Below are 13,001 nucleotides of genomic sequence, written 5' to 3' on the forward strand. Positions count from 1 at the left end.
GGCTACGCCATTATCTGGATGAGAAGGGAAATAATTCTCCTACAAACATTTTACTCATACTATCTGGATACGGAACGATGTATGAAGCCTATAAAGTAGATGGTAAGGTCATGACTCTGCCATATCGTAAATCTAACTGGATGCTCTACTATAATAAAACCCTGTTTGATGAAAAAGGTATAGACTATCCAAGTGACGATATGACATGGAATGAATTCCGCGAATTGGCGAAAGAGATATCCAGTGGAAGCGGGAATAATAAAATATATGGCGCCTATTTACAACAGTGGCCGCAAACATGGTATATGAGTGCTGTTCAAGGTGGCGCTTCCATCATTGATAAAAACTTAACACCGTTTAAGGATGCATTGCAGTTAAGGGTTGACCTTGAAGAAGACGGCTCGATTATGAAATGGTCTGAACAAGTATCTACTGGTGCTCATTATAATACGGCATTCCAAAAAGGAAATATTGCTATGAACATAATTGGGGACTGGCATGTTGCTCAGCTGCGTCAGGCGGAAAAAGAAGGAACATTAAAATTTGACTGGGATGTTGCTCCAATTCCGCATCCAGAGGGTGTTGCAAAAAATACATCACTTGCATTGCCTGTATCGATCATGATGAATAAAAACACGGAACATCCAAAAGAAGCTTTTGAATTCCTCAAATACATGACAGGCAAAGATGGTGCGAAGCTGCTTGCTTCAGAAGGCTATTTGACAGGATATATGGATGAAGATATTGAAAAGGCGTATCTCGGTGATGGATCGCAAAAACCGAAAAATCTTCATTACTTCTTAGAGACAAAAGATTATCCTGAATATCCAATGATCCCAGGCGTCAATAATATTGTGGTAGGTCAGATATTTAAACAAGAGGGAGAGCTTGTCTTAATCGGCCAGAAATCTGTTGATGATGCGATTAAAGAGATAACAAAACGTGTCCAAAGTGAATGGGCAAGCAAGTACGGCGATCAACAAAAATAAAGGAATGACGCACTGCTGCTGGAGTGAAAGAAAGCGGCAGTGCACTGTTTTACATGGAAAGGACTGAAGACGATGAACAAAAACAGAAGACCAAAATCGACTGTGATTAGACGAAACCGCTCGATCGCCTATACATTTCTATTTCCAAATATCATCGGTTTTCTTGCATTTATCTTTATACCCGTTATTGCTTCTTTTCTGATGAGTTTTACCTCATGGAATGGCTTCGGACAAATAGAGTTTATCGGACTAGAAAACTACAAGTCTTTAATATACGATCCTAATTTTCGAATTTCATTTGTTAATACCATTCTTTTCACATTGATTTCAGTTCCAGTTACATTATTTCTATCGATTCTCGTAGCAGTTGCTTTAAATCGGGGAATCCGCTTTCTTAAACTTTTTAGAACCGCAGTGTTTTTACCTTATGTTACAGCGACCATTGCGGTTGCAGCAGTATGGCAATTAATCTTCAATCCTACAATGGGACCCATCAATGGTCTCATGATGAGGTTTGGAGTTGAGAATCTGCCTGGATGGCTTTCATCTCCGGACTGGGCGTTAATTTCCGTTTCTATTGTGTATATATGGCATTCAATTGGTTATTATATGATTCTCTATTTGGCGGGACTGCAAAATATACCAGACGATTTGTATGAGGCTGCTGATTTAGATGGGGCTGGACCAATCGCGAAATTTTTCAATGTCACATTACCCATGCTGTCATCTGTCATCTTCTTTACGATGATTATCGGTGTAATTAATTCATTTAAAGTGTTTGATTTAATTTATACCTTGACTGGAGGCGGGCCTGGAAGGTCCACACATGTTCTTGTTTATGATATTTACAATACAGCCTTTAAGCAATTTGAATACGGATACGCTTCTGCGATGGCGTATGTGCTGTTCCTGATCATTCTTATCTTCACTTTTTTCCAATTTAAAGGTCAAAAAAAGTGGGTTAACTATTAATTTCGCCAATTTGCCATGTTTAAACATGAAGTAAGGAGCTGAAATTTTCATGGAGATTGCCACAGAACCCTCAGTTTATACAGATACATCTAAACCGCGGAAAATAGCCGTGAAAAAACTGATCACCTATATTGCCTTGACATTGGTTTCATTAATAATGATTCTTCCGTTTGTCTGGATGCTTTCGGCTTCATTGAAAGCAGAATCAGAAATTTTCGGATTTCCGATTAAATGGATTCCTGAAACATTTCATTGGAGCAACTACAAAGAAGTTTGGACACGGGTGCCGTTTCATATTTATTACTTAAATACATTGAAGATTTCTGTTATCACTACCTTTTTGCTTGTGATTAATAGCTCACTGGCAGGCTATGCTTTTGCAAAAATTAAATTTCCTGAAAACAATATTTTATTTTTCATCTATATCGCTACGATGATGATTCCCTATCAGGTTATGATGATTCCACAATTTATGCTGATGAGTGAGATTGGACTCGTTAATTCCCATTGGGCACTGATATTACTCGGCTCATTCAATCCATTCGGTGTTTTCTTGTTCCGCCAATTTTTCTTATCGATACCTGATGAATTATTGGAAGCTGCAAGAATTGATGGCCTATCCGAGTTTGGCATCTATCGCAAGATTATAATGCCATTGTCTAAACCTGTTATTGCTACATTAGTGATTTTTACCTTTATGCACGCTTGGAACGATTTTCTTGGTCCATTGATTTACTTAACGTCTGATCACTTATATACCTTGCAGTTAGGGATCCAGCATTTTGTCACTCAATACAATACTGAATATTCATTGCTAATGGCTGCGGCCGTTTCCGCCATTGTACCAACCATCCTTGTTTACTTCTTAGCTCAAGACCATTTTATCAAGGGAGTTGCTAACACTGGTATAAAAGGATAAAGGTGCAAAACGTTTTGTGGATCAATGGTATCGCTAGGCATCAGGTTCTGAAAATGAGGATTGTTTACCACTTTTCCAGTTTCATCCTGAAAAGATAGAAGACCTTTTCACATTCGATTGCAGAAGGACTGGAACGGCAGATGGTCCTGGCTTAAAGACTTGAAAGAACCTTTTCTACTATATATTTTGAGGTGATCCTGAAATGACTGTATTTGTTGATGAAGTTCGAGAAGAAAAAATCCGGGATAAAGAACGGTTTGAGAAAACACCTGCTGTTAACCGGGCTTTTGTGGAAAAGGCAATTCAACATGTATTAGCTAAAATTGATCAAAGCTTAGATGTTTTTACAGATATGTTTCCCGATTCAAATAGTGAAAATCTTGTCTATAAACCGATTCAAAACGTGGAATGGACAACAAGCTTTTGGACGGGGATGCTGTGGCTTGCTTATGAATACACAAGGAATGAAAAATACCGGAAAGTGGCCGAAAAGCAAGTGGAGAGCTTCAAAGAGCGCCTTGATAATCGGATTGAAGTAGATCATCATGATCTAGGGTTTTTGTACACTTTGTCCTGTGTAAGCGCATATAAGTTAACGGGAAATGAAGAGGCGAAAGAAACTGCAATTAAAGCCGCAGATTTATTAATTACCAGATACCTCGATAAAGCAGGCATTATCCAGGCATGGGGAGACTTGAATGATCCAAAGGAACGGGGAAGGATGATCATTGATTGCAACATGAACCTGCCTTTGCTTTACTGGGCATCAGAAGTGACCGGAAAATCTGTCTATCGTGAAATTGGTCAAACGCATGTCAAGCAGGCGGCCAAATATATAGTCAGGCAGGATGCTTCAACATTCCATACTTATTACATGGATCCAAACACAGGCAAACCATTGTATGGAAATACAAGGCAGGGGTATTCTGATGATTCCTGTTGGGCACGCGGGCAATCATGGGGTATTTATGGATTTCCTCTAAGCTACCAATATATTCATGATTGGAGTTTAATCGAATTAGCGAAAAAGCTTACAAACTATTATTTAAATAGACTGCCGGAAGATCAAATTTGCTACTGGGACTTAATTTTTACAGAAGGTGATGAAGAACGTGACAGTTCTGCGGCAGCCATTACCGTATGCGGACTGCTGGAGATGGCGAAGCATTTGCCTTTAACCGACCCAGAAAGGAGAACGTATGAAAATGCAGCGCTTAAAATGATTCAATCATTATATGAAAACTATACAACCGAAATTGATAGTGAAGCTAATGGTATTCTAAAGCACGCTGTCTATTATAAAGGCGGCGGCCGCGGAGTAGATGAGAGCTGTATTTGGGGAGATTATTATTATTTTGAAGCTTTAATCAGGCTCGTTAAGGACTGGAAAATGTATTGGTAAGGGAAGATAAAGGCGACTTGGGAAACGCCCACCTTTTAATGAATTTTCATAAACTCAGTGAGGGAAAGGGGAAAAGATAGGGATGATGGATGGGAAGATTTATAAAACTATGGAGTTTATTATGAATGCGTTCTTGTTGAATACCCTCTGGCTGCTGACATGCCTTCCAATCCTGACCATTTTTCCTGCTACAGCGGCCATGTTCGGTGTTGTACGGGAGTGGAAAAATCGAAAGGATATTCAAATTTTTTCGGCTTTTTTCTGTCTATTTAAAGAGAATTTTAAACAAAGCTTTTTGATTGGAACTTTGTGGATGGCTTTTGCCGGTTTGCTTTTGGGGGATTTTATTATAACCAATCAGCTAAATTCCGATGTCAAATACATCTTATTTTCATTCTTTTTTCTCTTAGGAATTTTGTGCTTGATTGTATCTATCTATATCTTCCCTGTGAGCGTTCATTATCAAGCATCTTTGGCTAAGGTTATTAAAAATGCGTTGCTATTATCAATCAGCCGCTTGCATTATACCTTCTTGTCCATCCTGATCATTGCAGGGGCCATTGTATTATGTCTCTATTTCCCTGCAGCTATGTTAATGAGTTTCAGCATAGGTGCTTATCTTATCTACTCCTTAGTCAGCAGGGGATTTCCCAATGAAAATGAGGACTGCAATGTATTTTCAAGTAAAGAGGTTTTTCAGTTTGCAAACACTGAGCCCGGCAAAATTGTTCGTTAAATTTAGATTTTAACTTAAGTCCTTTTAAGATCTATACAATCAAAAAGGAGAGATTAATAATGGAGACACGTTATGCACACCATCCGGAGGATATGAAAAAATACACAACAGATGAACTTAGAAGAGAATTTCTCGTTGAAACTGTTTTTGAATCAGGCAAGGTTCACTTAACTTATACGCATGTTGACCGAATGATATTTGGCGGAGTGACTCCGGCTGAACAGAAATTAACGATTAAGCTTGATAAAGAATTAGGAGTCGAGTATTTCTTAGAACGCCGTGAACTTGGAATTATTAACATCGGCGGAGAAGGCTCTGTCGTGCTTGATGGAACAGAATATGACATGAAGCAGCGAGACGGATTATATGTTGGCAAAGGCATAAGGGAGGTATTATTCTCTTCCAGGGATGCCAGCAATCCAGCTAAATTTTATATTAATTCTGCTCCCGCACATCATACGTATCCGACAGTTAAAATTGATATTAACAAAATTGATCCTTTACAAATGGGTGCTTCTGAAACATTAAATGAGCGCAAAATCTATCAATACGTTCATCCAAATGTTTGTGAGAGCTGTCAGCTGCAAATGGGATTAACAATGCTTGCACCGGGAAGTGTCTGGAATACGATGCCTTGTCATACCCATGAGCGCCGTATGGAAGTTTATTTATATTTTGATATGAATCCTGACACTCGTGTTTTCCATTTTATGGGCAAGCCGGATGAAACAAGACATTTAGTGATGAAAAATGAACAAGCAGCCATTTCACCAAGCTGGTCCATCCATACAGGAACAGCAACAAGCAATTACACCTTTATTTGGGGAATGTGCGGAGAAAATATCACTTATAGCGACATGGACCATGTGAAAATGGAAGAATTGCGATAACCACTTAGCGAGGGAGCAGTTCTATATTCAGATTCTAGTTAGAAAAGGAGGATGAATTGAATGATAAATGATCTTACATCATTTTCACTTGACTATTTTAGCCTAATCGGTAAAGTGGCGATCGTGACAGGAGCAAACAAAGGATTAGGGCAGGGGTATGCTGCTGCGCTTGCCAAAGCTGGTGCCGATCTTTTTCTTGTCTCAAGGAGCGGAGATTGGGATGAGACAAGGGAAATAATTGAAGAAACAGGGCGGAGGGCTGTGTTTTTTCAAGCAGATTTAAGTAGCAGGGATGCCGTAAAACAAGTAGCAGCAGAATGCCTAAAAACATTTGGAAAGATTGATATTTTAGTAAACAATGCTGGTATGATCCTTCGTGCTCCATTATTGGAGTATAAGGAAGAAGACTGGGATACAGTTATGGAGGTCAATTTAAACTCTCTATACTTACTGAGCCAGGAAGCGGCCAAAGTGATGGTTGAGCAGAAGAGAGGAAAAATTATTAATATTGCTTCCATGCTCTCATTCCAAGGCGGCAAGTTTGTACCGCCGTACACAGCCAGTAAACATGCGGTTGCAGGTCTTACAAAAGCATTTGCAAATGAATTAGCCGAATATAATATTCAAATCAATGCGATTGCCCCTGGTTATATTGCTACGGATAATACAGCCCTAATTAGAGCGGATGAAAAGCGCAACACTGAAATCCTGTCCCGAATCCCGGCCGGCCGCTGGGCAGATCCATCTGATTTGATGGGTGCTGTTGTATTTTTATCAAGCAGAGCTTCCGATTATATAAACGGTCATATTTTAGCGGTCGACGGAGGATGGTTGGCACGGTAACGGTATTTTGATTTCGATATCATAAAAATATAAATTAGGATGGTGTCTTAATGGATAAAAATCTGAAGCGAATCTTAGCGTCTTCACTCACATTAACAACCTTCTTAACCGTGCCAATTATAGAATCGAACAACAATGCTCAAGCCTCTGAAAAGCCGGCACCAGTTACTGCAGATGCGGCTGTCTATACTAGCAATGCGAATGTTTTAGATCAATTGCATCAATTAAAGCTGAACTATAGTGAGTACCTTGTCGGTAACGAGAGTATGAACAATAATTACGTACTAGATACTAAGATTAATTCAGTCCATAACATGGCAAATACAAGGCTTGCTTCCTTCCTATCTAGTGAAGATCGAGTGAATGGGGAAGAAAAATTCCTATTTGACAATCTGGTCCTTGGAGAGAAGGATGCCAATTTAAGCAACTCCTATTTATATTTATACCAAATGGCACTTGCCACTAAAACGTACAAGAGAGTTGATTCAAGTGGTGTAAATTTATATGAAAATCAGGAAACCATCTATAAAGTAATTGATGGATTAGATTGGCTTTACTCGAACTTCTTCAAAGATCAAGAAAAGGGCTATTATGGAAATTGGTATTCATGGGAAATCGGCATGCCGATGAATATTACGAAAACACTGCTGCTGTTAGAGGATGAGATTAAAAATTATAAACCAGAATTAATTAATGCCTATACAGAGTCAATGGATTTGTATTTAAGGAACGGCACAAATGGAGATATCGATTTAACTTCCCGGTTTCATACTGGTGCCAACCTGGCTGATATTGCAACCAATCGAATTATACAAGGGGCACTGGTTGGGGACGAAGAACGAGTTTCGAAGGCAGTAGATCATATTCTAACTGTTTTTAAAACCATCGATCCCAACAATCTCATTAATGGAATTAGGGATGGGTTTTATGAGGACGGTTCTTTTATTCAACATCATAGAGTTGCCTATACAGGCTCTTATGGAAAAGTTCTCTTAAATAGAATTATCCAAACCATGAACATACTAGCGGACAGTAAATACAACCCTGAAGAACTATTGGTTCCGGCTGTAAAGGATTGGATATACAAAGGTTTTTCACCAGTCATATTTGAAGGTTATATGATGGAAATCGTAAAAGGGAGAGCGATCTCAAGGACTGGAACAGGTTATCAGGATGTCCATAGCATCATAGAAGCGATGGTAGATTTAACGAACTACTTAGATAAAGAAGACAGTAAACAGTTAAAATCACATATAAAATATATCGCTGACACTACTAAAGGGACTATCTCTACAGGATCTTTTACTTCATATGCTTCGATTCTCAATTTTAATCAGCTAATGACAAATCCTGAAATTGAGGCTAAAAATGGGATTGATGAAGCAAACCACTATGCCTTTAACTTAATGGATAAAACCGTGCATTTAAGAGATTCGTATGCTTTTGCTTTTTCCAGAAGCTCCAATAGAATCAGCAAATATGAATATATGAGCGGCGAAAATTTAATGCCATGGTTCCAAGGGGATGGGGCCTATTATTTGTATTTATCTGGAAATAATCAAACGAGGTCTTTTGGAGCTAATTTTTTTGCGACCATCAATCCTTATAAATTCCCGGGTACAACTGTACCTGTAGAAGAAAGAAAAACGATTCCAGAACTTTATGGCGGAAAGCTCTACTATGAAAATACGAATCATCCATTAAATTTTTATGCTTCTTCTGAGTCACAAAATGATTATGTGTATTTTCCAGTAGGTACAAATAATTATTCGGGAGGAGTAAAGCTTGGAAAATATGGAGTTTCAGGTATCCAGCTTGGGGATGAAATTGGATTTAACGATAAACAACGGGGGTTATTACCAGAAGACTTTGTAGTATATAAAAATGCAGAAGCAAATAAGTCAGCCTTTATGTTTGACGATGAGATTGTCTTAATGGGATCTGGTATCGAAGATATAATGGGAAGAGAGGTCATCTCCACGATCGACAATCGCATGTTTGATGGAACGGAAACAAGTTCTATTGCTGGAGAAACATATGATAAGGATAGATTAATAGATCCAGCCACTGGGGAGTACAATTTAAAATGGATTCATTTCAAAACGAATGCTGAGGGTACTAAGGTAGGCTATTATTTCCCAGAGGCCGCTCATATCGAAGTTACGAATGATACAGTTTCCAAAAACTTAAGAAAAATTCGCACAGGAAACCCAGATACAAAAGTAACGAAGAACTTCTTTACATTGGGCATGGATCATGGAAAGAATCCACAAAAAGCGAAATATGCCTACGTGATTTTACCTAATTTTGATGAAAAGAAAACAGAACAATATGCGGCAAGTCCGAGCGTAAAGGTATTATCCAATACAGAAGATGTCCATGCCGTTGAAAATATGAAGCTGGGAATCAAAGGATTTAATTTCTTCAGTGATAAAAAGAAAACGGTTAGTAATCTCACATCCTATAATCAAGCTTCAATTCTAGTAAAGAAGGATGGAGATACGGTCACCATTGCCATTTCTGATCCGACTTTTAGCTTGGATAAAATGAAACTGAAAGTTGATGTACCGAATCCTACAGTAGTTGCAGCTAGCGAAGGTGTAAAAATCTCCGTATCCAGTAAAAAGGCTCTCATTTATATTGATTCCAAAAATTCTAATGGTAAGAGCTTTGAAATAAAGCTAAAAATAAAAGAATAAGCAAAAATTCCAAAAGCTACTGGCTTTCCCGACAAGTGGAGTTCGGTAGCTTTACATCAATCGTATAGTTTCCTGTATAAGGATATTTAACGGGAATCATAGTATATGCTATACATGATGTATCAAACACTATAAAGAAATCAGTATCGTATATGATGTTAAAAGAAGGAACGTTATCTTGGAGCGACGAACTCCCTGTATTTACTATAATTATATTAGTTTTAGTAGTTATTATTGGTTTGGCCCTTGTTTTTATAAAAGGTAAAAACACGAAATGACCGAAAGAGCAGACCTTAATGGCCTGCTCTTATTTATGATAATACTAATATACTCTTATTATTAAATCGGATGAACAGGTTTTATTCCAAGCTCTCTGGACCAGATCGATAATTGACCGATATGATGAATTTCATGGGTGATAACATGCTGAATGACCTTTTTATATGGAAAGCTAACAATCTCACCATTATTTTCGCTTCACACTATATATGTTTTCTTCCGTTTCAGCTGTCCATGTGTTTAAAAAGTTCTGTAATGCCGGACGGGTAGAGTCAGAAAATCCCTTTACCTCACTAATTGCCGTCATCTTCTCAAAGTCTTTCTTAATAACAGGAATATTCATTTTATGGATGTATCCATATTTGTTCTGCATCAACAACATGAAATAAGGTTTTTATAATGCTTCCTATTCCGCCTACACGATTCTTTAAAAGCTCATCATTTGAAACATCTTTACACCATTCAAACCATTCTTCCCGTACCTGCCAATTATATTTGAATGAATCCAGCTTTATAAAATCACTGTCTTTCCTGGCTAGTTATACCGTATCTATCACGAATTTTAGTATGTTTAGCCAAGGAAATGGCTTTGGGCTAATGCCCGGTTTATAAATCTATAAGCAGAAAGAGAATGAGAAAGAAATATTGTTCGCAAAAAAAGTTTGACAAATTTGTGAACAAATATAAAATATTCTGTAAAGGGGATGAATAATCATGAGTGAACAGCAGGTGAAATCTTTAAAGGTGATTAAGATTGTAACGACCATGTTTTGGTTATCGGGTTTTTCATTGTTTTTAGTTAGTTTATTTGCAAGCGGTATCAAGCAGGGTTACCTTATTTCGATTAGTTTAAGTATTATGGTGTCTTCGATTTTAACCTTTGGTTTTTGTATATTTATCAAGATCATGGAAGAAGCAAGCGGGAAGAGACGGGCTGTCCAGCGTCAGCACAGATCAACTTCAACGTTTGTTTATAAAAAATCACCGCAATTATATTAATTTTCTATCAGTCTACAAATCAATTTTTTTAAAAAAACTTGGGAATTCCGGCTAATGGTTGGAGTGTTCTCAAGTTTTTTTGTTGGTATTAGATTTAATCCATTTTAAATAAAAAAACATATTGTAAAATTCAGAAAAGTCTATATAATGAAAACTGAGAGGTGATTCAGGTGTCAGAAAAAGCCGTTTATGATGATAAGATTTTGACGCAAAAAGGAATGGAAACGAGAGAAAAGCTGTTGGCTGCTGCAGAAGAGGTGTTTGGTAAAAAAGGCTATTATGAAGCTTCGATCGTTAACATTTGCCAGGAGGCAAAAGTAGCCCAGGGAACTTTTTATAATTACTTTCCATCAAAAAAAGATATTTTTGATGAACTAATCCGCCAATTTAGCCGCGATTTGCGTTTAACGATTAAAGAAGAAATGGCCAACGCTGTAAACTATGAAGATTCACAACGAAAGGGATTCCAGGCGTTTTTTAACTGGGTAAAAAATCGCCGCAATCTATACAGCATCGTCCAGCAGGCGGTAGTTGTCGATGAAGAGCTGTATCGCTGGTATTACGACAAGCTTGCAGCTGGTTTTTTAAAAAGCCTGTCAGCCGGAATCAGTGCAGGGGAGTTTAAAGAGATTGACCGGGAGACGGTTGCGTACTGCTTAATGTCAATTGGCCAGTTTCTTGGAATGCGCTGGGTCTACTGGGAAAAGCAAGATGTACCCGAAGAAGCATTTGATGCAGCTATGACTTTAATTTTTGAGGGGCTGAAAAAACAATAAAAGTGAGGTGGAGTTTATGCAAGGTATTGCCTATTGGATTGAAAAACACGCAAGCATACATCCAGATCGCATTGCCATCATCACAGAACAAGAAAAGATCACATACAAAGAATTGGACGAGAAAATATGCAAGGCTGCAGCTTACTTATTTCGGAGGCTTGGTGTAAAAAGGGGGGACCGGATTGCGATTTTGTCACAAAACCGATTGGAATATGTCGTCTTGCTTTTTGCGATTGCCAAAATCGAATGTATTGCTGTTCCGCTTAATATTCGCTTAAACATGAACGAGCTTGTCTTTCAGCTAAAAGACAGTGAATCGACTGTTTTATTTGCTGAAGAAGCTTTTCAACAGATGGCAAAATCATTAGAAACAGAATCAGGTATCGAACAAGTAGTGGCGTTAGAGACTTTAACACATCTTGAAGAACCCCTGAATCGTCTTTCCTATGAAATAAATGAAAACGCTTCCTTTATTATTTGTTATACATCGGGTACGACCGGTAAGCCAAAGGGCGCGGTTTTAACGCAAAAAAATATGTTTTGGAATGCGATTAATAATATACTCGCAATTGATTTAAATTCAAAAGATCGTTCGATTGTTTTGCTGCCGCTTTTCCATATCGGAGGAATCGGTTTATTCGCCCTCCCGACTTTATTTACAGGTGGAACCATTGTTATTCCAGGCAAGTTTGAGCCGGCTAAAGCTCTGTCGATGATTGAAGAACACCAGGCTACGGTCGTGATGGGTGTGCCTGCAATTCATCAAGCCCTGTTAAAATGCCCATCATTCCAGGCGAAAAATTTACAATCTGTCCGTTGGTTTTATAATGGCGGCGCCCCTTGTCCTCCCGAACTTATTAAAGCGTTTGTCGATAAAGGCTTTCTTTTCGGGCAAGGGTTTGGGATGACGGAAACATCGCCGACTGTCTTCATGCTGTCAGAGGAAGATGCTAACCGGAAAATAGGGTCAATTGGCAAGCCTGTTCTTTATTGTGACTACATGCTTGTCGATCGACAAGGAAACGAAGTTGGAACGGGAGAGGTCGGTGAGTTAATCGTCCGGGGACCTAATGTGATGAAGGAATATTGGAAAAGGCCTGAAGCAACAAACGACGCGATTCGGGATGGCTGGCTTTATACAGGGGATTTAGCAAGAGCCGATGGCGAAGGGTTTCTATACATTATCGGACGAAGAAAAGAAATGATTATTTCAGGCGGAGAAAACATTTATCCGCTCGAAGTAGAACAAGCAATTGGCCAGCTTTCGGAAGTACAAGAAGTAGCGGTGGTTGGAGTTGCTGATTCGATCTGGGGAGAAGTACCGGCCGCTTATGTCGTGAAAACTGAGGGAAGTCTGTTGACACAAGATGATATTATCGACCATTGTCACAGCTTATTAGCAAAATATAAAGTTCCAAAACAAGTGGTCTTTTTAGATGAATTGCCGAAAAATTCAACCGGGAAAATTCAAAAAAACCGTCTCGTAACTAATTAGGA

11 protein-coding genes and 2 pseudogenes are annotated in these 13,001 nt (G+C 38.5%); 11 read left to right on the top strand and 2 right to left on the bottom strand.

The annotated features are described in order from the left end of the window. The 8 genes from CVD23_RS06130 to CVD23_RS06165 form a co-directional block, all read left to right on the top strand. Nucleotides 1-989 (top strand): extracellular solute-binding protein (locus CVD23_RS06130; RefSeq protein WP_101665488.1); only part of this gene is annotated, 989 nt, incomplete at its 5' end. A gap of 72 nt (nt 990-1,061) precedes the next feature. Then, nucleotides 1,062-1,961, top strand: coding sequence for a carbohydrate ABC transporter permease (locus CVD23_RS06135; RefSeq protein ID WP_101665489.1), 900 nt, complete (start codon nt 1,062-1,064; stop codon nt 1,959-1,961). A 49-nt stretch (nt 1,962-2,010) separates the two neighbouring features. After that, complete coding sequence (locus CVD23_RS06140) at nt 2,011-2,880, top strand: carbohydrate ABC transporter permease (RefSeq protein WP_101665490.1); 870 nt, start codon at nt 2,011-2,013, stop codon at nt 2,878-2,880. A 202-nt stretch (nt 2,881-3,082) separates the two neighbouring features. Then, nucleotides 3,083-4,282 (top strand): glycoside hydrolase family 88 protein, encoded by a 1,200-nt coding sequence (locus CVD23_RS06145; protein WP_101665491.1) that lies wholly within the window; start codon nt 3,083-3,085, stop codon nt 4,280-4,282. A gap of 109 nt (nt 4,283-4,391) precedes the next feature. After that, nucleotides 4,392-5,018: a YesL family protein gene (locus tag CVD23_RS06150; protein WP_180955570.1), complete on the top strand. Its 627-nt coding sequence runs from the start codon at nt 4,392-4,394 to the stop codon at nt 5,016-5,018. A 59-nt stretch (nt 5,019-5,077) separates the two neighbouring features. Further along, complete coding sequence (gene kduI / locus CVD23_RS06155; protein ID WP_101665493.1) at nt 5,078-5,908, top strand: 5-dehydro-4-deoxy-D-glucuronate isomerase; 831 nt, start codon at nt 5,078-5,080, stop codon at nt 5,906-5,908. Between the two features lie 60 nt (nt 5,909-5,968). Beyond that, nucleotides 5,969-6,751, top strand: a complete 783-nt coding sequence (kduD, locus tag CVD23_RS06160; protein WP_101665494.1) for a 2-dehydro-3-deoxy-D-gluconate 5-dehydrogenase KduD — start codon at nt 5,969-5,971, stop codon at nt 6,749-6,751. 50 nt (nt 6,752-6,801) lie between these two features. Then, entirely contained in the window at nt 6,802-9,450 is a 2,649-nt protein-coding gene (locus CVD23_RS06165; RefSeq protein WP_101575465.1) for a polysaccharide lyase 8 family protein, read from the top strand. 339 nt (nt 9,451-9,789) lie between these two features. Here the strand turns inward: CVD23_RS06165 and CVD23_RS22790 are convergent. After that, a pseudogene (locus CVD23_RS22790) lies at nt 9,790-9,885 on the bottom strand (DinB family protein); the annotation flags it as partial. 214 nt (nt 9,886-10,099) lie between these two features. Beyond that, nucleotides 10,100-10,238: pseudogene (locus CVD23_RS22795) on the bottom strand (DinB family protein); the annotation flags it as partial. Between the two features lie 205 nt (nt 10,239-10,443). Between CVD23_RS22795 and CVD23_RS06185 the strand changes: the two are divergent. The 3 genes from CVD23_RS06185 (at nt 10,444) to CVD23_RS06195 (ending at nt 12,999) form a co-directional block, all read left to right on the top strand. Next, nucleotides 10,444-10,728: a hypothetical protein gene (locus tag CVD23_RS06185; RefSeq protein WP_101575463.1), complete on the top strand. Its 285-nt coding sequence runs from the start codon at nt 10,444-10,446 to the stop codon at nt 10,726-10,728. Nucleotides 10,729-10,898: 170 nt separating this feature from the next. Beyond that, nucleotides 10,899-11,504, top strand: a complete 606-nt coding sequence (locus tag CVD23_RS06190; RefSeq protein ID WP_142382815.1) for a TetR/AcrR family transcriptional regulator — start codon at nt 10,899-10,901, stop codon at nt 11,502-11,504. 16 nt (nt 11,505-11,520) lie between these two features. Beyond that, nucleotides 11,521-12,999: an o-succinylbenzoate--CoA ligase gene (locus CVD23_RS06195; protein ID WP_101665495.1), complete on the top strand. Its 1,479-nt coding sequence runs from the start codon at nt 11,521-11,523 to the stop codon at nt 12,997-12,999. The last annotated feature ends 2 nt before the right edge of the window (nt 13,000-13,001 follow it).

The organism is Bacillus sp. V33-4 (genome assembly GCF_002860225.1).
Lineage (GTDB): Bacteria > Bacillota > Bacilli > Bacillales > Cytobacillaceae > Bacillus_BJ > Bacillus_BJ canaveralius.